This is a genomic window from Enterobacter sp. S-33 (genome assembly GCF_028735835.1).
Lineage (GTDB): Bacteria > Pseudomonadota > Gammaproteobacteria > Enterobacterales > Enterobacteriaceae > Enterobacter > Enterobacter vonholyi.
Genome location: NZ_CP117838.1, coordinates 2,643,570 through 2,665,210 on the forward strand (window position 1 = coordinate 2,643,570; position 21,641 = coordinate 2,665,210).

Here is a 21,641-nt window from a genome sequence, read left to right on the forward strand (position 1 = left end):
TTATTATGTTAACGCGATAAGCCCTGAAATGCAGTCCTGGCGGACATTTCAGGATTATCCTGAAACAGCCCTTTCAGCTCCGGCACGCAGGAACCACAGTTCGTACCACAGCGCAGCTTCGCCCCCAGCGCGTTGACGGAATCACACCCTCCGACGATCGCCTCCCGTATCGTATTCTCCCCGACGCTGAAACAGCTGCAGATGATGCGTCCCGGATCCGCATCCTTCCCGACGCTCTGTCCGTTCAGCAAGGCGTGGCGTTCTGCGAGAAGCACGGGTGGGGCTTGAAAAGCGGCTTCAATCACCGTATGCGCCAGCGCCGGTAACGCGGTGCCCTCCCAGAAGCCCAGCATCAGCTGGCCTTCATGCCAGGCCAGCACGCTGCTGCGTTCGCCGGTTTGGGCAACCTGCAGCTGCCAGCCCCGGACGCCGGCGTATTCCATTACCCACGACAGCAAAGGTTTATCGCACGCCACCGTCAGACGTGAGGCTTTGCGCCACCAGTAAACCGAAGAAGGCATTTCCGGCCATTCCCGGGCATAGAGTTCCCCCTGCCAGGCAGGCTGCCACGGCAGAATTCTGACCGCGGTTTGTTTACTCTCCGGCTGGCCCGAAACCGGATCGCAGCGCCCTTCCACCAGGGCATTCACCTTTCCCTGGCGGGCAAACTCAGCGTTCCAGTGCATCGGGGCAAACGCCTCGCCTTCCCGTATCCCGTCATTGATTCGTACTCTGACGACCATCACGGCGCGCGGCGAGCTAATTCGCGCCAGCTGGCCGTCGCACAGGGAAAACCGAACGGCGTCTGCGGGGCAAACCTCAACAAACGGTTCGGCGATATGCTGCATCAGTCTGGCTACGTATCCCGTTCGGGTCATGGTATGCCACTGATCGCGGATGCGCCCCGAGTTAAGAATCAGCGGGTACAACGCGCTGACCGTCGCACCGTGCGACAGAGGGTTAACGGGAACAATGTTTCGGCGCGGGAAATCCCCCATCGGCCACTGATAAGGCTCAAGCTGATCCCACTCCTCACGGGTTAGCGCAGCCAGGTCATGAAGATTCAATGCCCGCGCGCCGTCATTTTCAAAGGCCGTCAGCGCCGCATGTTCGCAAAAAATCTCGTGCGGATGTTGCCAGGCAAAGGCCTCGCCGTAGCCCAGCCGCTTCGCCATCTGCGCGACGATCCACCAGTCCGGCTTCGCCTCGCCCGGCGCAGGCAGAAACGCGCGCTGGCGTGAAATGCGCCGCTCGGAATTGGTCACCGTCCCGTCCTTTTCTCCCCAGCCCAAAGCCGGAAAACGGATATGGGCGAACCGGCTGGTGTCGGTATCGTTCATCACTTCAGAGACCATCACCAGCGGGCAGCTCGCCAGCGCCTGACACACCGCGTGGCTGTCCGGCAGCGACACGGCAGGGTTGGTGCCCATAATCCACACCGCCTTCACCTCACCGCGGGCAATGGCGTCAAACAGCTCCACCGCCATCAGGCCCGGCGTCTGCGCCAGCCGTTCCGTTCCCCAGAAACGCGCCACCCGCGAAAGATCGTCCGGCTCAAAGTTCATGTGCGCCGCCAGCTGGTTCGCCAGTCCGCCCACCTCCCTTCCTCCCATCGCGTTTGGCTGTCCGGTCAGCGAAAACGGGCCGCAGCCCGGACGGTTGAATTTCCCGCTGGCAAGATGAACGTTAATAATAGCGTTACACTTGTCGCTGCCGCTGGCGGACTGGTTGATACCCATGGTGTAGAGCGTAATTGCGCGAGGCGCGGTGATAAACCAGTCGTAAAAGGTACCAATGTCTTCTGACGGAAGATCGCAAAACGCCGCCACGCGGGCAATCGGCCACGCCTCGGTCCCCTGAATCAGATTGAGCAATCCTACAAACAGACCGGCGTCGCTGCCGGGGGCGAGCGCCAGATGCAGGTCAGCAATATCACAGGTGGCGGTTCTGCGCGGATCGACTACCACCACCTTCATCTGCGGGTTGTTGCGCTTCGCCTGCACCAGCCGCTGATAGAGCACCGGATGCGTCCAGGCCGCGTTTGAACCCACCAGCACCACCAGCTCGCTGTTTTCGACGTCCTCGTAGCTGCACGGCACCACGTCTTCGCCGAAGGCGCGCTTGTAGCCCACCACCGCCGAAGACATGCAGAGCCGGGAGTTGGTATCGATATTTGCCGCACCGATAAACCCTTTCATCAGCTTGTTGGCGGCGTAGTAGTCCTCGGTAAGCAATTGTCCGGAGGCGTAAAACGCCACCGCCTGCGGTCCCCATGTGTCGATAATCTCCCGCAGACGCTCCCCTGCCGCGTCCAGCGCCTGCGCCCAGTCCACCTCAAGTCCATCAACAACGGGGCGCAGCAATCGCCCCTGTAACCCCGTCGTTTCCGCCAGGGCCGATCCTTTCACGCACAGGCGCCCCAGGTTCGCAGGATGGGTTTCATCTCCCCGAACGCTGACCGCTTCACCTTCCACGCTGGCAACTACGCCGCAGCCGACCCCGCAGTAGGGGCACGTTGTCCGGGTTTCCGTCATGAAGCCTCCGCACGCATTACCAGGGCGTCGCTGCCAACCCATACCTTGCCGTTTTCAATTTTCACCGGCCAGGCGCGCACCGTGGGTTCGCCGTTCTCTACCTGACAGCCGTCGCGCAGGCGAATGCGCTGCTTATACAGCGGTGAAATCACCACCGGCTCGCCCGCCGCATCGCCAAGAATGCCGCGTGAAAGCACGTTCGCATTACCGCCCGGTTCCCGATCGTCGAGGGCGTAAACGGTTTTGCCAAAACGGAAGAGCGCAATCGGCTTACGTCCAAGCCGCGCGCCGATGCCCGCCTGCTCGGGGATATCGTCGATGCCGCAAATTTCCTGCCAGCGCTTGCTTTCATCCGGCGCGGTGTCGTTCACCGTCGTGCGGAACAGCGCCAGCCGGTTGGGATCGCTAAGCGTTGTTTGCCATTCGCACTGATAGGTTTCCACCACCCGGGCCATCTCCTGCTCCAGCTCGTGGGCGATACTCAGGCTATCGTTGAGGATCACCTCCCGCAGGTAGTCGAGACCGCCTTCCAGGTTATCCATCCAGGTGCTGGTGCGCTGCAGGCGATCCGCCGTGCGGATGTAGAACATCAGGAAGCGGTCGACGGTGCGGATTAACGTTTCGTCATCCAGATCGCTGGCAAAGAGATCCGCATGGCGCGGCTTCATCCCGCCGTTGCCGCACAGATAGAGGTTCCAGCCTTTATCGGTAGCAATGACCCCCACATCTTTGCTCTGCGCCTCCGCGCACTCGCGGGTGCAGCCGGAGACCGCCATTTTGATTTTGTGCGGCGCGCGCAGCCCCTTGTAGCGGTGCTCAAGCCTGACCGCGAGGCCGGTGGAGTCCTGCACCCCGTAGCGGCACCAGGTTGAACCGACGCAGGATTTCACCGTGCGCAGGGATTTCCCGTAAGCGTGCCCGGTTTCAAACCCGGCCTCCACCAGCGCCTGCCAGATCGCCGGCAGCTGTTCCAGAGTGGCGCCGAAAAGGTCGATACGCTGTCCGCCGGTAATTTTGCTGTACAGGCTGTAGCGTTTCGCAATCTGCCCGATGGCGATCAGCCCGTCGGCGGTCACTTCTCCCGCCGGCATGCGCGGCACGATGGAGTAGGTACCGTCCTTCTGGATATTGGCGAAGTAGCGGTCGTTGGTGTCCTGCAGCGGCAGGAGTGCCGGTTTCAGCAGATACTCGTTCCAGCACGAGGCAAGCACCGACCCCACCAGCGGCTTACAAATTTCGCATCCGTGTCCCTGTCCGTAGCGGCTGATAAGCTGGTCAAAGGTGCGAATATGGTTGACGCGCACGAGGTGGTAAATCTCCTGGCGCGAGTACGAGAAGTGCTCGCAGATGTCCTTTTTCACCTCCACGCCCTGCTCCGCCAGCTGGAACTCCATCACCTGCTTCACCAGCGCGCTACATCCCCCGCAGCCGGACGCCGCTTTGGTGCACTGCTTAACGGCGCCGATATCCGTCGCGCCCGAGCTCACCGCCCGGCAGATATCGCCCTTGCTGACGTTATGACACGAACAGATTTGCGCGCTTTCCGGCAGCGCCGCCACGCCGAGCGCTTTCGGCGCGCTGCCTGACGACGCGGGTAATATCAGCGTTTCCGGCTCTTTTGGCAGGGCTATCCCGTTAAGCATCATCTGCACCAGCGTGGCGTATTCGCTGGCGTCACCCACCAGCACGCCACCGAGCAGCGTTTTGCCGTCGTGGCTGACCACGATTTTCTTGTAGATTTGCTGCGGACCGTGCGTCCACTGATAGCTCAGCGCCCCCGGCGTGCGCCCGTGAGCGTCGCCGAACGAGGCGACGTCCACGCCGAGCAGCTTGAGCTTAGTGCTCATATCCGCGCCGGCGAAGGTTTTATCCTCACCCGCCAGCGCGGCGGCGGCCACCCGCGCCATCTGATAGCCGGGCGCGACCAGACCGAAGATTTTCCCTTCCCACAGCGCGCATTCTCCAATGGCCAGCACGTCCGGATCGGAGGTCTGGCAACCGTCGTCAATGCAAATCCCGCCGCGTTCGCCGATAGCCAGCCCGCTGCTGCGCGCCAGCGCGTCCTGGGGACGAATGCCGGCAGAAAAGACCACCATGTCCGTTTCAAGCTGTTCGCCATCGGCAAAGCGCAGCACCAGCCCGCCGTCCGCCATGGCGATCTCCGTTGTCGCTTTACTGGTGTGAACGCCGACGCCCAGCGCCTCAATTTTCTTGCGCAGCATCATCGCGCCGTCGTTGTCGAGCTGGACCGCCATCAGGTTAGGCGCAAATTCCACCACGTGGGTTTCCAGCCCGAGCTGCTTCAGGGCATTCGCCGCCTCCAGCCCCAGCAGGCCGCCGCCAATCACCACGCCGCGGCGCGAGCCCGCCGCGTGCGCCGCAATGTTGTCCAGGTCGTCAAGGGTGCGGTAGACAAAACAGCCCGGCAAATCGTTGCCCGGCACGGGCGGCACGAACGGGTATGATCCGGTCGCCAGTACCAGCTTGTCCCAGTGGGTTTCGTGCCCGCTGGCGGTACGCACCACGCGCGCGTCGCGATCGATAGCGACGACCTGCTGCGACAGGCGAAGCTCAATGCCGTTGTCGGCAAAGAAATCCCCCTCCACCAGCGAAAGCGACGCCGCGCTGCGGCCGCCAAAATATTCCGACAGATGCACGCGGTCATAGGCGGCATAGCGCTCCTCGCCAAAGACAACGATCTGATACTGCTGATGCAGATTGCGGTTAACGCAGTCTTCGAGGAAATGATGGCCGACCATACCGTGCCCAACCACCACCAGAGTAGGTTTTGTCATAGCGTTCTGTCCTGCAACCTGCGGTTGCGTAGTGAAACGATCGAACAGCCAGTCCGCTTGCGCGGGCGCAGCCGTTGCCAGTAAATCGGTAAATGTCGCCGCGCTGCGGCAGTCCCCCATCAGCAGCACGCCAGCCAGCGCCCCCTGATGGATCAGTAAACGACGATAGTGACGGGTCAACGGATCCCATGCGCTCCAGACCACGTCGACCTCCTGCTCTGCCGCGCGACCGAGGCTGAACAGCTCCACACCGGTCACCTTGAGGCGTACGCCGCTGTCAGTCAGGACAAACGGCGCGGTGACGTCCCCGGCCAGCCGCGCGGCAAGAATATCCGCCTGCGCCAGACAGGGGGCGACCAGGCCAAACGTCTGGCCGTCGATTTCGCAGCACTCGCCAATGGCGTAGACGTCCGGCTCGGAGGTTTGCATCTGGTGATCCACCACGATGCCGCGCGCGCAGCGTATGCCGCTGGCCTGCGCCAGCGCGACGCTGGGCTGCACGCCCGTCGCCAGCACCACGCGCGCGGCGGCGATACTGCGTCCGTTTATCAGCGTCACGCTATTTCCGTTCACCGCTGCGATGCCAGAGACGAGCTCACAGCGCACGCCCCGCGCCGCCAGCGCCTCTTCCAGCAGCATTCCCGCCTGCCGATCCAGCTGCTGCTCCATCAGCCACGGACCGCGATGAACAAGCGTGACCTCGTCACCTGAACGCGCCAGCGCTGCCGCCGCCTCAACCCCGAGCACGCCGCCGCCCAGCACCACCGCCGGACCGACGATCGCCTGAATGGCCCGGGTATCTTCCAGGGTACGGAACGTGAACACATGCGGCGCATCGCAGCCGGGGATTGGCGGAATAAAGGGCGTTGATCCGGTGGCAAATACCAGCGCATCCCAGTCCAGCGTGCGGGCGGCGGTTTGCACTTCCCGCGTGTCCACGTTTACGGCGATCGCCTTTTCGCCCCGCAGCACCGTCACGCCGCGCGCCTGGTACCAGTCGTCATCCTGAAGACAGATGTCTGCAGCCTGCTTTTCACCGCCCAGCACCGGCGAAAGCTGGATGCGGTTATAGGCATGTTCCGGCTCGTCACCGATGACGGTGATAGCGAAACGACCGGCAGCACCCCCGGTGAGCGAGGCAATCAGCCGCGTGGCCGCCATGCCATTTCCGATAATGACCAGTCGCATCAAAGCCCCCTCGCTACGCCGCTTTTGGCTGCTTTTCATAGAGGAAATGAAGGATCTGCTGGCGCATGTGGTGATAGCGGCTGTCGTCCGCCAGCTGCACCCGGTTGCGCGGGCGCGGCAGATCGACGCGCAGGATCTCCCCGACGGTCGCCGCCGGGCCGTTGGTCATCATCAGCACGCGATCGGAGAGCAGCACCGCCTCGTCCACGTCGTGGGTAATGAGCACGATGGTGGTGTTCAGCGCCTGCTGGATCTGCATCACCGAGTCCTGCAGATGGGCGCGCGTCAGCGCATCCAGCGCGCCGAAGGGTTCATCCATCAGCAGGACTTTCGGCTTCATCGCCAGCGCGCGGGCAATCCCGACGCGCTGCTTCATGCCGCCGGAGATCTCCCCCGGGCGCTTGTGCAGGGCGTGCCCCATCTGCACGCGGTCGAGATTGTGTTCAATCCACTCCCTGCGCTCCGCCTTGCTCATGCTGTGGCGAAACACGTGATCTACCGCCAGGGCCACGTTGTCGAAGCAGGTAAGCCACGGCAGCAGCGAGTGGTTCTGGAACACCACCGCGCGCTCCGGCCCAGGCCCGGCGATTTCGCGGTTGTCACAAATCAGCCCGCCTTCCGTCGGCAGGGTAATACCGGCGATGAGGTTCAGCAGCGTCGATTTGCCGCAGCCGGAGTGCCCAATCAGGCTCACGGTTTCGCCCTCGTGGATATCAAAAGAGACGTTCTGCAGCGCCAGAAACTCGCCGCTAGCGGTGGAAAAACGCTGGCTCACGGCCTGGACCTGAATTAATGGTTTCATGTTTGCTCCTTATTTTTCCTGCCAGCTAAAGCGCCGGGCGATCAGCATCAGCCCCTGCTCCAGCAGCAGCCCGACCACGCCAATGATGACGATGGCGATGAGAATGTTTTCGACGTTGAGGTTGTTCCACTCGTTCCAGATCCAGAAGCCAATCCCCAGCCCTCCGGTCAGCATCTCGGCGGCGACAATCACCAGCCAGGCGATGCCGATGGAGAGGCGCACCCCGGTCAGCACCGCGGGCAGCACCGCCGGGAAGAGAATGCGGCGCAGGATGGTCCACTCGGAAAGCTGCAGCACACGGGCAACGTTGAGGTAGTCCTGCGGAATGCGGCGCACGCCTTCGGCGGTGTTGATCACCATCGGCCAGATAGAGCAGATAAAAATGGTCCAGCTCGACGCGGGCTCCGCTTTCTGGAACAGCAGCAGGCCGATGGGCAGCCAGGCCAGCGGGCTAACCGGGCGTAACAGCGCGATCAGCGGGCCGAACATGCGCGAAAAAAAGGTGAAGCGGCCAATCAGGAAGCCGAGCGGGATCCCGGCGAACGCGGCCAGGCCAAAGCCCACCGCCACGCGCTGTAATGAGGCGAGTACGTTCCAGCCAATGCCCATATCGTTAGGCCCGTCGCGATAAAACGGATCGGCAAAAAGAGTAATGGCGGAATCGAGCGTGCTGAGCGGCGTCGGGAAACCTTTGCTGTTAATCGCCGCCAGCTGCCACAGCACGACCAGCAGTCCCAGACCGAGTAACGCCGGAATGATGCGTTGAATGATCGCGTTAATCCGACGCGCAAACGTCGGCGTACGGCGGCGAACCTGCACCGGAGGGAGGACAATCACCTCCCCACTCTCTGGCGTATCTGGTGATTTCGTCTTTTGCAGATGCTGCATAATCAGGCCCCTTTACGATGAATGGCGAAACGGCTGGCGTATCCTTCCGGGTCGGTACCGTTCCAGACGGTGCCGTCCATCAATGTGCTGCTGCGTAATGGTGAAGTCGGTGTGGTGATGCCCCCCACCGCCGTGGCGGCATCCTGCCAGACAGCGGTCTGGTTAATGCGCTGTGCAATACCCGCGTAGTCCGGCGCGGATTTGAGCAAGCCCCAGCGGCGGAACTGGGTTAAGAACCACATACCGTCGGAGAGATATGGGTAGCTGACGGCCCCCTCGTTGAAGAAACGGATCGGGTGCGCGTCCTGCCAGCGCTGGCCCAGGCCGTTGTCGTACTCGCCGAGCATTCGCCCGGTGAGAAACTGTTCCTTGCAGTTGAGCCACGCCCGGCGGGAGAGGATCCGCGCGGTCTCGCGCTTGTTTTCCCGGGAGGATTCGATCCAGCGTGCGGCCTCCAGCACCGCGCTGACCAGCGCCCGCGCGGTGTGCGGGTTTTTCTCCACCCAGTCGCGACGCGTGCCGAGGATTTTTTCCGGATGGTCGGCCCAGACAGACTGTGACGTCGCGGCGGTAAAGCCGATGCGGTCGTTAATCGCCCGCGCGTTCCACGGCTCGCCGACGCAAAAGCCGACCATGTTGCCAATGCGCATGTTCATCACCATCTGCGGCGGCGGCACCACCACCGTGCGCACGTCGTCAAAGGGGTTAATGCCCGCGCTGGCCAGCCAGTAGTAGAGCCACATGGCGTGCGTCCCGGTCGGGAAGGTGTGCGCGAAGGTGTAGGTGCCGGGCGCCTGCTGACCAATTAGCTTTTTCAGCCCGTCAAGGTCTCGAACGCCCTTCTCCGCCAGATCGCTGGAAAGCGTAATCGCCTGGCCGTTCTGATTAAGCGTCATCAGGTTTGCCATCTGCTGTGGCTTGCCGGCAATGCCCAGCTCCAGGCCGTACAGCAGGCCGTAGAGAATGTGCGCGGCATCAAGCTCGCCCGCCACCAGCTTGTCGCGCACCGCCGCCCAGCTCGCCTCTTTGGTGGGCACGATGGTAATGCCGTATTTTTTATCAAAGCCTTTCAGCGCCGCGATAACCACGGGCGCGCAGTCTGTCAGCGGGATAAACCCGATGCGCACTGTTTCCTGCTCCGGTTTATCCGAGCCTGCCGCCCATGCGGCCTGCATGATACCCGGTAACAGCATTGCACCACTCGCCAGCATGCTGGCCTGCAAAAAACGCCGTCTCGACAAATCCGCCATGACCACTCCTGAATAAAAACCAAAAAAAAGCGCCCACGATGCCGAAGCACCAGTGGACGCCTTTATCCCGAAGACGAATGCACCGCCGTTGGCGCATCGTCAAAAATGGTTAATCTGATAATGCAAAGCGAATGCCAGGTTTTAACACGCGGTTTTCGCGGGGTATCCCGCTTTACCCTCAGGTTCACGCACCTCAATCAGGCACAAAATGCCCGCTGACCGTGCAGCTACTCCTTTGGTATTACCTGCCACAAATTCTTCACCATGAGCAGCGCGCGGGCGATATCCACCATCCTTTGGTTCTTATCCATCGCCATTTTGCGCAGCGCCGTCCAGGCCTGTTCCTCACTCATATTCTGGTGGGTCATCAAAACGCTTTTCGCTTTATCTATGACTTTGCGCTCTTCAAGCGTATCGCGCAGCGACGCAAGCTGGCGCGAGAGCTGTTCTATCTCGCGCGCCTGCTGGCGCACCAGGGTGAGCAACGGTTTTTCCGGGTACTGTATCAGCGGATCGTCCTGCTCATCGGCGGGAGGCACGTACTCATCGTTACGGTAAATACGCTCGTCCACCGCCGTCATCAGATCGGCGATGAGCGTCTCCTCCAGCGCGCGCAGATGCTCAAGGCGCGCGGTTTGCAGAGCAAACCAGGCCAGAGCGGTATGGCCGTTATCGGCGGCGGGCTGGCGGGTGCAGGCCACCCTTCGTAGCTGCTCCGTTTCACGATCGGGCTGGCAGTTTAAGGCAAAGGTGGCCTGTACCTCAGCGTGGCTGTGCGAGAGAAAGATTTCAAAGCAGGCCTGCTGCCCGTCGATGCGGTCAACCAGCCTCTGGCGAGTCACATCATCGAAAAAACCCTGCGTGAAGCCAATCGCCCCCAGCGCCCGCTCCTGTCCCGCCAGCTCTTTCCCCTGCATCAGGCTATACAGGGCGACAAAACGCCCGGCTATTTGCGGATCGTCAATGCTGTCATTAAGCTGCGGTACGATACTGAGCAGATGGCGAAGCATGCGGGAGTAGTGTTCCATCGCCTGCGGTGCCGTTACCGTTTGCTGAATAACTCCTTCGCGCAGCGCAGGAAGCATATCCAGGCTCAGGAGCGCGCCGCCGATGCGTTCACAGACCGTACTTCCCGGGATCGGCGACTGTTTTTCAAGAATCACATAAAGTGCAGCGAGGTTTTCATCCACCAGCGCCCGGCTGGCTTTGCATTCGGGGGCGTAAAGCTTACCCTGTGAGCAGAGCCAGACGTTGGACGCCCCACGCTCGCACTGTAACATGTGCACCAGTTGGCTAATGCCGTGCACAAGCTCGCCAAGCTGTGCCAGCTTGCTTAGGTGCTCCCGGCGCATCATCTTTGCGCGCTCGAGCCATTCGGCAGCGCCTGGCGAAATGCCAGCCATTAATGTCATGCTTTCTCTCCGGAACAGCGAAACTCGGGAAAGCTAAGCAATATTCGTGCCTTTATAAGAACAGGAGTCAACATGCAAAAGATTGTGATCGTCGCCAACGGTGCGGCCTACGGCAGCGAATCCCTTTTTAACAGCCTGCGCCTGGCGATTGCGCTGCGTGAAAAAGAGAGTGACCTCGCGTTACGACTCTTTTTAATGTCGGACGCGGTCACCGCGGGGCTGAAGGGACAAAAACCGGCCGAGGGCTATAACATTCAGCAGATGCTGGAGATCCTGACCGCGCAAAACGTGCCGGTGAAGCTGTGCAAGACCTGTACCGACGGCCGCGGTATTACCGGTCTGCCGCTGGTTGATGGCGTAGAGATTGGTACGCTGGTTGAGCTGGCCGAGTGGACGCTGACCGCGGATAAAGTATTAGCTTTTTAATAATAAACCCGTAAAAATATTATTTTCTTATGGACGCGGTTTCAGCATCAAGTTTACCTGCGGGGTTGCCGATAGGCATGGAAACAACACAGCAGGTATTTCACTTATGTTCAGATCGATTCGTGCACGCATCATCGCGACGACGGCAGGCTGTCTGGTCGTCGCACTTCTCCTTAATACCGTTATTAACTTCCAGGTCACGCGCCAGGATAACCAGCAGTCCCAGCGCGATATTCTGACCAGCACCAGCGCCAGCCATAACATGGCGATTGCCGACTGGGTAAAAAGCAAGATGGCGGTGATCGCCTCAGCGCAGACCGTTGCGCTGAGTGACGATCCGGTTCCGGTGTTTAAACAGCTTGCGCAGGCGGGTGGCTTCACCAATGTCTATGTTGGCTACGCCAGCAAAACGGCGAAATTCTCTGAACCGGCGGGTGTCCCGGCGGACTATGACCCGACTATTCGCCCGTGGTATCAGCAGGTCGTCAGCACGGACGGCCCGGTCGTCACCGCGCCCTACGTTGACGCGGGAACCGGCAAACTGGTGGTAACCTTCGCCGTGCCGGTAAAAGAGAATGGTACGCTGAAAGCGGTGGTGGCGGGCGATGTGGCGATGGACAGCGTGGTGGCTAACGTGCGCGGGATCCATCCAACCCCGGCCAGCAGCGGGTTGCTTCTGAACAGTGACGGCAGCGTGATTGCCGCTAACGATCCGGCGCTCACGCTTAAACCATTCGCTGAGACGATCAAAGGCATTGATTTTGCTGCGCTGAAAAGCGGTAACCTCGTCGACGGAACGCTGAACGACGCTGAAAAAACCTTCGTGGCGACAGCCGTGCCGGGCACAAACTGGCTGTTAGTCGTCGCGCTCGACAACGGTGATGCCACCTCCGGCATGCGTTCCCTGCTTAAAGCCTCGGCGATTTCGCTGGTGATCCTGGCACTGCTAAGCGCGGCCATTGTGCATTTCCTGATTGCCCGCCTGCTCAAGCGTTTGTCAGACATTCGCGACGCGATGCACAACATTGCTAACGGGACTAACGATCTGTCCCAGCGCCTGCCGGACAACGGCGAGGACGAGGTTGCGCAGATTGCGCAGGCCTTTAACGCCTTCAGCGATAAGCTGTCGGTGGTGATGGTGCAGCTCCGTGATGCCAGCGAGTCGGTGAAAAACGCCGCGCAGGAGATTGCGGCGGGTAACCAGGATCTTTCCGGACGTACCGAGCAGGCCGCATCCAGCCTGCGCGAGACGGCCAGCGCCGTGGAGCAGATCACCGCCTCCGTGACCCAGTCGAACGAATCGGCGGCAGAAGCGAATGACCAGGCGAGCAAGGCCTCCGCGGCCGCGGCGCGCGGCGGCGAGGTGGTATCCCAGGCGATCCGCACCATGCAGTCCATCGAAGTCGCGTCGGCTAAAATTGGCGATATCACCAGCGTGATTGACGGCATCGCGTTCCAGACCAACATTCTGGCGCTGAACGCCTCCGTCGAGGCGGCCCGTGCCGGCGAGCAGGGGCGCGGGTTTGCCGTGGTGGCGGGCGAAGTGCGTAATCTGGCGAGCCGCAGCGCCCAGGCGGCGAAAGAGATCAAATCCCTGATTGACTCCACCACCGACAGCGTGGCGACCGGCTCCCGCTACGTGCATCTGGCCGGGGAAAGCATGGATGAGATCCGCTCCAGCATCGGCAGCGTCTCCGGCATTATGCGCGAAATTTCCATCGCCACCAGCGAGCAGATGAAAGGGATTCATGAGATCAACCACGCGGTGACCCATCTCGACAGAATGGTTCAGCAGAACGCCGAGCTGGTCGTGCAATCCGCCGCCGCTGCGGGTGCCCTGCAGAGCCAGGCGGGCGACCTTGCTGAAACAGCCGGTCATTTCCGCATTTAATTTTCTGGCGGCGCGCGTTTAGCGGGTAAAACGCGCGCCAGCTGAAATTTTGAGGAATTTTGTCATTTTTGTTTAATCGTTATGCCATTTTTTGATCAAAATCAGCATCTCACCCCCTCCCCTTTGGTGTTATGCCATGAGTGAATTGTGAACAACATCACGCTCGGATATGGCTGCAGGGAGAGCGTTGTTTAAGACTACGGGGTAAAAAATGGCACTGGTAAAAACAAGTTTGAAGCTGTTTGGCGGGGATACGGTGGTGGTGCGTTGCTCAGAACGCTGTCGTATTCATTTGATGAGTTCGAAAGCACAAAAACAGTCCCAGGCGGATATTCTCACCGTACAGGATGATAAGGCCTGGCTTACAGTGCCCTACACCGGCACATGGGATGTGCTGATTGACAGCCACAGTCAGTCTCTGGAGCATTCCATCAGCTACGTGGCAGCATAATATTAAACGCCCGGCAAGCCGGGCGTAATATCAGGCAAAACCCGGTCGCAGCGTGCCGTTGAGCGGGTTCCCTTCCAGCAACGCCTTCACCTTCACCACCAGTTCATTCAGACAATCGTCCTGCATGCCGAGGCGGGTCAACTCCTGATCGAGGGAGAAGAGATACTGCGCGTTGGTACCCAGCGGTCCGCTGGCGGCGGCAATTAACGGAGCAATCACCTGCGTGCGGGTATCCGCTTCATACAGCGGATGGCGGGGGTCCATGATAAACACCAGCGCATTGACGGTGCGTCCGTCGTCCAGTTCCAGCTTGCACCAGCTTGGCATGTAGCAGCCGGTGATCATCTCGCGCTTCCAGAGCAGCGTAAGCTCCTCTTCCAGCGTGGCATCCGGCAGGCGATACGCCACGCCAGTGGTGCGCCCGCCCTCTTTCAGTGCAAGCATGCGCCCGGGCTGGCACGCGCTGCCGCGTCCGGCCGTCAGACGCAGGCAAAATGCGCGGTGCCAGCCAGGCAGCGTTCCCGTTGCCGATTCGACAAATTCCAGAGCCGGGTTCCACATCAGGGAGCCGTAGCCAAAAATCCATACCGGGCCATCATCCGGGCGGCAGGCAAGCGTGGCAGCGAGCGACGCCGCACGTTGTTCAGCTGACCAGAGAAGCGATTCCTCAATAGCACCAAATGCCGTCTTACAATCTGCCTTCATTAAGAAATCACGCGTTAACACTTTCCACCTCCGCCACTGCATGCTTCCTTGCGACATCTGTAATTCGCCTTCCCGGCCTTAGGTGCTGGTCATTTTGCCAGCAGTGGAATAACGATAAGCAATTAGCGGACCAGTTGCAATACAACGGCAGTTCAACCGCCTGAAAAGTCAAAATGAAGGCAGCGAATTATTTCAGGGCTATTTCTTTTTATGCCATTTACCGTCGTCTCCTTTTTCATATTCATGTTTTACGGCGGCCCAGGCGACTTTGTGGGCCGTCTCTTCACGGCTGGCATCATCCCGGCGATCTTCCTTGTCTTTGTATTGATCCCAGGCGCTGTTAAACGCCTCTTTATAGATATCCTGCGCGTGAGCGGGCAGCACGTTTTGCACGTTATCGGGTAATTCGCGTTTCGTTTTATATGGCATCACTCACCTCTCTTTTGCTTAAAGAGATAAGTGTGGACAACGATATAGCATGGTGCCACCCGGACTTAATTTATGCATTGATTAAAAGTCTAATTTATTGTTATTTAAAATCTATTTTAGAGATAAAGTAAATTATATGGGTCAGGCGCAAATTTCAAAGAAAAGGGTAAAATTAAGTAAAAAATAAAGGGTATTTAACAGAGATCTGTTAGTTTAATGCCCTTAAAAATCTATCTATAATTACAAGCACCTGCATTGATGGAGAAGCACATGACAGCAACACACGAGGCGGTAAAGACCCGCCACAAGGAGACGTCACTCATTTTCCCGGTTCTGGCACTGGCTGTGCTGCTCTTCTGGGGAAGCAGTCAGTCACTGCCAGTGGTGGTTGGTATCAATATTCTTGCCCTGGTCGGCATCTTAACCAGCGCATTTAGCGTCGTTCGCCATGCGGACGTCCTGGCCCACCGTCTGGGCGAGCCGTATGGTTCTTTAATTCTCAGCCTTTCCGTTGTTATTCTCGAAGTTAGCCTGATTTCCGCGCTCATGGCGACCGGCGATGCAGCGCCGACGCTGATGCGCGATACGCTTTACTCGATCATTATGATTGTGACGGGTGGTCTGGTGGGCTTCTCTCTGCTGTTGGGTGGGCGTAAATTCGCGACCCAGTATATGAACCTGTTTGGCATCAAACAGTATCTGATTGCCCTCTTCCCGCTTGCCATTATCGTGCTGGTCTTCCCGATGGCGCTGCCGGGTGCAAACTTCTCCACCGGTCAGGCGCTGCTGGTCGCGCTGATTTCCGCCGCCATGTACGGCGTGTTCCTGTTGATTCAGACCAAAACGCACCAGAGCCTGTTTGTGTATGAGCATGAAGACGACGGCGACGACGATGATCCGCACCACGGTAAGCCGTCGGCCCACAGCAGCGCGTGGCATACGGTTTGGCTGATCGTACATCTGATTGCGGTGATTGCCGTTACCAAGATGAACGCTAACCCGCTGGAGACGCTGTTAACCGAGCTGAACGCGCCGGTGGCGTTTACCGGCTTCCTGGTGGCGCTGCTGATCCTTTCTCCTGAAGGGCTGGGCGCGCTGAAAGCGGTGTTGAATAATCAGGTGCAGCGCGCAATGAACCTGTTCTTCGGCTCCGTGCTGGCGACGATCTCACTTACCGTACCGGTGGTGACGCTGATTGCCTTTATGACCGGTAACGAGCTGCAGTTTGCGCTGGGTGCGCCGGAGATGATCGTGATGGTAGCATCATTGCTGCTGTGCCAGATTTCGTTCTCCACCGGGCGCACCAACGTGCTGAACGGAGCGGCGCATATGGCGTTGTTTGTTGCGTATCTGATGACGATATTTGCGTAAGAGTGGGACGGTGCGGGCTGATGCCCCCACCCCTCTCCGCCAGGGAGAGGGAGGCATAAAAAACCCGCCGAAGCGGGTTTTTTTTATTATTTGCTGGTGTCCAGCTCGTCGAAGCTCTTCACCAGATCGTCAATCGCTTTGACCTGTTTCAGGAACGGCTCAAGCTTATCCAGCGGCAGCGCGGATGGACCGTCGCATTTTGCGTTATCAGGATCCGGGTGCGCTTCAATGAACAGGCCAGCCAGACCGGTTGCCATACCGGCGCGCGCCAGTTCGGTCACCTGAGCACGGCGGCCGCCGGACGCGGCGCCAAACGGGTCGCGGCACTGCAGGGCATGGGTCACGTCGAAAATCACCGGAGACTGGTTAGAGACGTTCTTCATTACGCTGAAGCCCAGCATATCCACGACCAGGTTGTCGTAACCGAAGTTTGCACCACGGTCGCACAGGATGACCTGATCGTTACCACCTTCGATAAACTTATCGACGATGTTACCCATCTGACCCGGGCTGACGAACTGTGGTTTTTTCACGTTGATCACGGCACCGGTTTTCGCCATCGCGGCCACCAGGTCGGTCTGGCGAGCCAGGAATGCCGGGAGCTGAATCACGTCCACCACGTCTGCCACCGGCTGCGCCTGAGAGGCTTCATGCACGTCGGTGATCACTTTCACGCCAAACGTCTGCTTCAGCTCCTGGAAAATCTTCATCCCCTCTTCCAGGCCCGGGCCACGGTAAGAGTTGATGGAGGAGCGGTTGGCTTTGTCAAAAGAGGCTTTAAACACGTACGGGATGCCCAGCTTCTGAGTCACGGTAACGTAGTGTTCGCAGATACGCATGGCGAGATCGCGGGATTCCAGCACGTTCATGCCGCCAAACAGTACGAACGGCAGATCGTTTGCTACCTTGATATCACCAATGCTAACCACTTTTTGTTTCATAGGATCGCCTTATTCAGGTGTGAATCGGAATTAAGATTAATGCAGTGTAATTTGTTTGTGCGAGATCGCGTTGATCTGCGCACGAATCATTTCGCTAATAGGGTCTTCCGGGCACTGCTCGACGAAATAGCTCAGATCGTTCAGCGCCACGTGCTCGCAGTCGAGCTGGGCATAAATCAGCCCTCGGTCGCGGATTTCGTACGGATCTTCCGGGTTGAACTGCAGCAGTACTTCACTGGCGCGCAACGCCAGCTCCATCTGACGCTCTTCCATTAACGCGGACTTTAGCGTGTCCAGCAGCTTACGAATGACCTCTGCGTTATCCGCCTCGTCGAGATCTTCGTTGAAGAGTTCAGCCACCGGGCTAATATTGCCTTTCAGCCATACGTCCAGCGTATGTTCATCCAGCGTGTCGCCGTTGAAAGGATTAATGAGCCACATTTCGCCGTCCAGCCACTCAGCACGCAGGATCATCTGCGTCGGGAAAATGACCGGGACCAGCGGAATATCCAGACGGTGCGCGACCCACAGCAAAATAGAGCCCAGCGCCACGGCGCTGCCCTGACGATTTTTTAAGACCTGGTCCAGCCATAATGCGTCAGACAGGCGATACACGCCCCGCGTGTCGCAGAAACCCCATTCGCCGTAGAAAAGCTCCAGCAGCTTCTCTAATTGCCAGTCTTGCGGGCGAGCCTGATTAATCTCTTCACGCGCCAGGCTGACCAGATTCTCCAGCTCATCGTAGACAAACTGCGACGTAAAATCGTCGCGAATCATCTCTGAAATCAGGATCATGCCATCGCAAAGCGGCACTTTATTAAATTCGAAATCGGCTAAGGACCTCATGACTTACCCCAGTAACGGTATTCTTGTGGTGGCGAGTTTAATGATGATGTACAGCACCACCAGACCCAGCAGAAAGGCGATAAACCCGACCTGCTGGCTGCGCGGACGACGACGCCCAAGCGCGATAAAACCCAAAACGATGTAGATGATAACGCCAAACAGCTTTTCAGTCAGCCATGCGCCTTTATCAGTAAATGGCAGATAGCCGGTCTTCCACATAAGCCCGGCACCGGAGAGGAGCAACACCGTGTCAATACAGTGTGGCGCGATACGCACCCAGCGGGCATCCATCAGCGGATTGTTGCTGTAGCGCCACCAGTAACGGACGATGAAAAAGGTGATGGTCAGCGCAACGGAAATCAAGTGGACGGTAATAAGTACGGTAAACAGGCTCATAACCACTGCCCCAGCGTCAGGCGCTCGTTGCCGCCGTAGTCGCGGCAGGTTTCAACAGCGGCGTAGCCTGCTTGCATAAACAGCGCTCGCACGGCTTCCCCCTGCGTCCAGCCATGCTCCACGAGCAGCCAGCCACCGGGAAGTAAATGTTGTCGTGACGTTGTCACAATGTGATCAAGATCGGCTAATCCCGCGTTGGCAGCAACCAGCGCCGTGAGCGGTTCAAAGCGAACATCTCCCTGCGCAAGGTGCGGATCATGTTCGTCGATGTAGGGAGGATTGCTGACAATCATCGCAAATGAACGATTCTCAAGCGCGGCAAACCAGCTGCTTTGCAGCACCGTCACGTTACTGAGCCCGAGACGTTCCACGTTACGCTGCGCCAGCGCGACCGCATCAGGCATCACGTCCACCGCCGTAACGGTGCAGTCCGGCCGCTCGCTGGCGAGCGCCAGCGCGATGGCCCCGGTGCCTGTACCGAGATCGAGAATGCTGCAGGCCTCCGCAGGTAAACGCGCCAGCGCCTGCTCAACCAGACACTCGGTGTCCGGACGCGGGATCAGCGTTGCCGCCGAAACGTACAGCGGTAACGACCAGAACTCGCGCTCGCCGACAAGATGCGCCACCGGCTCGCCGGTTTTACGGCGGGCAAGCAGCGCGGCGAGCTGTGCTTCCTGTTCCGCGGTCAGTTCAGTTTCGCCGAAGGCCAGCAGGTACGTGCGGGCTTTACCCGTCACATGCTCAAGCAAAATTTCGGCATCGCGTTTAGGGCTTTCACTTTCGGAAAGCTCACCGGCAGCCTCACGTAACCAGCGCTGAAAATCCATTATTCCTGCTCGGACAGTGCCGCCAGCTGGTCGGCCTGGTATTCCTGCACGATAGGCTCAATCAGCATGTCCAGCTTGCCTTCCATCACCTCGTCCAGACGGTACAGCGTCAGGTTGATGCGGTGGTCGGTTACGCGCCCCTGCGGGAAGTTGTAGGTGCGGTTTCGGTCGCTGCGATCGCCGCTGCCCAGCAGGTTACGACGCGTGGATGCTTCCGCCTGCTGGCGTTTCGCCATTTCGGCCGCGTGGATACGCGCGCCCAGCACCGACAACGCTTTGGCTTTGTTTTTATGCTGGGAACGCTCGTCCTGACATTCGACAACTATACCGGTTGGCAGGTGGGTAATACGAATGGCGGAATCGGTGGTGTTAACGTGCTGACCGCCCGCGCCAGAGGAGCGGAAAGTATCAATACGCAGGTCCGCCGGATTGATGTCCGGCAGTTCCGCTTCCGGCAGCTCCGGCATCACCGCCACCGTACAGGCGGAGGTGTGAATGCGGCCCTGAGATTCGGTGGCCGGTACGCGCTGCACGCGGTGACCGCCGGATTCAAACTTGAGACGTCCATACACGCCGTCGCCGCTGATCTTGGCGATAACCTCTTTATAGCCACCGTGTTCGCCTTCGTTGGCGCTCATGATCTCCACGCGCCAGCGACGCGACTCGGCGTAGCGGCTGTACATGCGGAACAGATCCCCGGCAAACAGCGCCGCTTCGTCACCGCCGGTACCGGCGCGAACTTCCACAAAGGCGTTACGCTCATCGTCCGGATCTTTCGGCAGGAGAAGTACCTGAAGCTGCTGCTCCATCTCTTCAGAACGCGCTTTCGCATCCTGCAGCTCTTCCTGCGCCATCTCGCGCATTTCAGGATCGTCGAGCATCATCTGCGCGGTTTCGATATCTTCCTGAACCTGTCGCCAGTCGGTAAAGCATTTAGAAACATCACTTAACTGCGCGTATTCACGTGAAAGCGCGCGAAAACGTTCCTGGTCCGCAATGGTCCCGGCATCCCCGAGCAGCGCCTGTACTTCTTCATGGCGCTCGTGCAGAGCTTCCAGTTTAGCGACGATAGAAGGCTTCATAGGCGTAAGTGCACCTTGTCTTAGAAAATGGGTATAGGGCGCTATTCCAGCCCGAGGCTGTTGCGCAGAATAGTCAGGCGTTCATCATCCCCGTCACGGGCGGCCTGCTGAAGAGATTTGGTTGGTGCATGGATAAGGCGGTTGGTCAGTTTCCACGCCAGATCCTGCATAATTGCGTGCGCGTCACCGCCCTGTTCAAGGGCCGCTAACGCTTTGGCAGTCAGGTCGTCACGCACCTGCTCCGCCTGTCCGCGATACTCGCGGATGGTCTCGCTGACGCTTTGCGCGCGCAGCCAGGCCATAAACTCACTGGTTTCCTGCTCAACGATGGTTTCCGCCTGAACCGCCGCCGCTTTACGCTGGGCAAGGTTGTGCGAAATGATGCTTTGCAGGTCATCCACGCTGTAGAGGTAGGCGTTAGGCAGCTTGCCCACTTCCGGTTCAACATCGCGCGGGACGGCGATATCCACCAGCAGCATTGGCTGATTGCGACGGGACTTCAGCGCACGCTCCACCATCCCTTTTCCGATAATCGGCAGCGGGCTGGCGGTAGAGCTGATGATAATGTCCGCCTCTTTCAGGCGTTCATCGATGTCGCTCAGGGCAACCACCTCTGCCCCCACTTCATCCGCCAGCACCTGCGCGCGTTCGCGGGTGCGGTTAGCGATGATCATCTTTTTCACTTTATGCTCGCGCAGATGGCGCGCCACAAGTTCGATGGTTTCGCCCGCGCCCACCAGCATCACGGTGACGGTAGAAAGGGATTCAAAGATTTGGCGCGCAAGGGTGCAGGCCGCGAAAGCAACGGAAACCGCACTGGCACCAATGTCGGTTTCGGTTCGCACACGCTTCGCCACGGAGAACGACTTCTGGAACATGCGCTCCAGTTCGCTGGCCTTCAGATGCCCTTTTTGTGAATCGGCAAACGCTTTTTTCACCTGACCGAGAATTTGCGGCTCGCCCAGCACCAGCGAATCCAGACCGCTGGCCACGCGCATCAGATGGCTGACGGCATCGTTATCCTGATGCCAGTACAGGCTGTTGCGCAGCTCGTCTTCGTTGAGATTGTGGTAGTCGCATAGCCAGCGGATCAGCGCTTCGTGCAGGTTGTCCTGCTCTTCCACGCTTAAATAGAGCTCGGTACGGTTGCACGTCGAGAGCACCACGCCACCCTGCACCATCGGCTGTGCAAGCAGGCTGTCCAGCGCCAGGTCAAGCGTATCCGGCGAAAACGTTACGCGTTCTCGCAGCGAAACCGGGGCTGTTTTGTGGTTGATACCGAGTGCTAATAGGGTCATGTTGAGCGGGAGTAGTACCAGCGTTAATAAGGTTAGCAGAACGCATCATACAGGATGCGCGAGATCAATAAAAGAGACAGCCCCCTTTCGGAGTAATAGGTTACACAGC

At 59.1% G+C, this 21,641-nt stretch carries 18 protein-coding genes; 4 read left to right on the top strand and 14 right to left on the bottom strand.

Features of this window, described 5'->3' with window-relative positions:
- Window positions 1–8: 8 nt before the first annotated feature.
- The 6 genes from PUP35_RS12550 to nasR all read right to left on the bottom strand — a co-directional run bounded on the left by PUP35_RS12550 (window position 9) and on the right by nasR (window position 10,869).
- On the bottom strand, window positions 9–2,534 hold the full coding sequence (locus PUP35_RS12550; RefSeq protein ID WP_274239873.1) for a nitrate reductase: 2,526 nt from the start codon (window positions 2,532–2,534) through the stop codon (window positions 9–11).
- Window positions 2,531–6,517 carry a nitrite reductase large subunit NirB gene (nirB, locus tag PUP35_RS12555; RefSeq protein WP_274239875.1) on the bottom strand — a complete coding sequence of 1,329 codons (3,987 nt, stop codon included), beginning with the start codon at window positions 6,515–6,517 and terminating at the stop codon, window positions 2,531–2,533. The genes PUP35_RS12550 and nirB overlap by 4 nt, the downstream gene beginning before the upstream one ends.
- 13 nt (window positions 6,518–6,530) lie before the next feature.
- Window positions 6,531–7,319 carry an ABC transporter ATP-binding protein gene (locus tag PUP35_RS12560; protein WP_033145769.1) on the bottom strand — a complete coding sequence of 263 codons (789 nt, stop codon included), beginning with the start codon at window positions 7,317–7,319 and terminating at the stop codon, window positions 6,531–6,533.
- A gap of 9 nt (window positions 7,320–7,328) precedes the next feature.
- The gene (ntrB, locus tag PUP35_RS12565) at window positions 7,329–8,207 is read right to left on the bottom strand and encodes a nitrate ABC transporter permease (protein ID WP_271368184.1); all 879 of its coding nucleotides are present in this window, start codon (window positions 8,205–8,207) and stop codon (window positions 7,329–7,331) included.
- Between the two features lie 2 nt (window positions 8,208–8,209).
- Window positions 8,210–9,457 (bottom strand): CmpA/NrtA family ABC transporter substrate-binding protein, encoded by a 1,248-nt coding sequence (locus PUP35_RS12570; protein ID WP_274239881.1) that lies wholly within the window; start codon window positions 9,455–9,457, stop codon window positions 8,210–8,212.
- Between the two features lie 227 nt (window positions 9,458–9,684).
- Window positions 9,685–10,869, bottom strand: coding sequence for a nitrate regulatory protein NasR (nasR, locus tag PUP35_RS12575; protein ID WP_274239883.1), 1,185 nt, complete (start codon window positions 10,867–10,869; stop codon window positions 9,685–9,687).
- A 72-nt stretch (window positions 10,870–10,941) separates the two neighbouring features.
- Here nasR and PUP35_RS12580 point away from each other — a divergent pair, with 72 nt between their 5' ends.
- The 3 genes from PUP35_RS12580 to PUP35_RS12590 all read left to right on the top strand — a co-directional run bounded on the left by PUP35_RS12580 (window position 10,942) and on the right by PUP35_RS12590 (window position 13,637).
- Complete coding sequence (locus PUP35_RS12580) at window positions 10,942–11,295, top strand: DsrE/DsrF/TusD sulfur relay family protein (RefSeq protein WP_163353902.1); 354 nt, start codon at window positions 10,942–10,944, stop codon at window positions 11,293–11,295.
- 106 nt (window positions 11,296–11,401) lie between these two features.
- A complete protein-coding gene (locus tag PUP35_RS12585) occupies window positions 11,402–13,186 on the top strand; it encodes a methyl-accepting chemotaxis protein (protein WP_274239887.1) in 1,785 nt (594 codons plus the stop codon).
- Between the two features lie 211 nt (window positions 13,187–13,397).
- Entirely contained in the window at window positions 13,398–13,637 is a 240-nt protein-coding gene (locus PUP35_RS12590; protein WP_111965917.1) for a DUF1883 domain-containing protein, read from the top strand.
- Between the two features lie 30 nt (window positions 13,638–13,667).
- Here PUP35_RS12590 and PUP35_RS12595 read toward each other — a convergent pair whose 3' ends face one another.
- Both PUP35_RS12595 and chaB read right to left on the bottom strand, forming a co-directional pair.
- Window positions 13,668–14,363, bottom strand: a complete 696-nt coding sequence (locus PUP35_RS12595; RefSeq protein ID WP_061097960.1) for a gamma-glutamylcyclotransferase — start codon at window positions 14,361–14,363, stop codon at window positions 13,668–13,670.
- Window positions 14,364–14,540: 177 nt separating this feature from the next.
- Window positions 14,541–14,771 carry a putative cation transport regulator ChaB gene (gene chaB / locus PUP35_RS12600; protein ID WP_274239892.1) on the bottom strand — a complete coding sequence of 77 codons (231 nt, stop codon included), beginning with the start codon at window positions 14,769–14,771 and terminating at the stop codon, window positions 14,541–14,543.
- 270 nt (window positions 14,772–15,041) lie between these two features.
- Here chaB and chaA point away from each other — a divergent pair, with 270 nt between their 5' ends.
- Window positions 15,042–16,142 (top strand): sodium-potassium/proton antiporter ChaA, encoded by a 1,101-nt coding sequence (gene chaA / locus PUP35_RS12605; protein WP_039024239.1) that lies wholly within the window; start codon window positions 15,042–15,044, stop codon window positions 16,140–16,142.
- Between the two features lie 86 nt (window positions 16,143–16,228).
- On the opposite strand, the gene kdsA is transcribed toward chaA, so the two are convergent.
- Genes kdsA through hemA form a run of 6 tightly spaced genes read right to left on the bottom strand, consistent with a single transcriptional unit; the run spans window position 16,229 to window position 21,532 of the window.
- Window positions 16,229–17,083 (bottom strand): 3-deoxy-8-phosphooctulonate synthase, encoded by an 855-nt coding sequence (kdsA, locus tag PUP35_RS12610; RefSeq protein ID WP_115875490.1) that lies wholly within the window; start codon window positions 17,081–17,083, stop codon window positions 16,229–16,231.
- Between the two features lie 36 nt (window positions 17,084–17,119).
- Entirely contained in the window at window positions 17,120–17,929 is an 810-nt protein-coding gene (sirB1, locus tag PUP35_RS12615; protein WP_024907069.1) for an invasion regulator SirB1, read from the bottom strand.
- Between the two features lie 3 nt (window positions 17,930–17,932).
- Window positions 17,933–18,325, bottom strand: coding sequence for an invasion regulator SirB2 (sirB2, locus tag PUP35_RS12620; RefSeq protein WP_111965916.1), 393 nt, complete (start codon window positions 18,323–18,325; stop codon window positions 17,933–17,935).
- Window positions 18,322–19,152, bottom strand: coding sequence for a peptide chain release factor N(5)-glutamine methyltransferase (gene prmC, locus PUP35_RS12625; RefSeq protein WP_271368195.1), 831 nt, complete (start codon window positions 19,150–19,152; stop codon window positions 18,322–18,324). The genes sirB2 and prmC overlap by 4 nt, the downstream gene beginning before the upstream one ends.
- Entirely contained in the window at window positions 19,152–20,234 is a 1,083-nt protein-coding gene (gene prfA / locus PUP35_RS12630) for a peptide chain release factor 1 (protein ID WP_021240360.1), read from the bottom strand. Before prfA ends, prmC begins: the two co-directional genes overlap by 1 nt.
- Before the next feature lie 41 nt (window positions 20,235–20,275).
- On the bottom strand, window positions 20,276–21,532 hold the full coding sequence (hemA, locus tag PUP35_RS12635; RefSeq protein WP_024907067.1) for a glutamyl-tRNA reductase: 1,257 nt from the start codon (window positions 21,530–21,532) through the stop codon (window positions 20,276–20,278).
- Window positions 21,533–21,641: the final 109 nt, after the last annotated feature.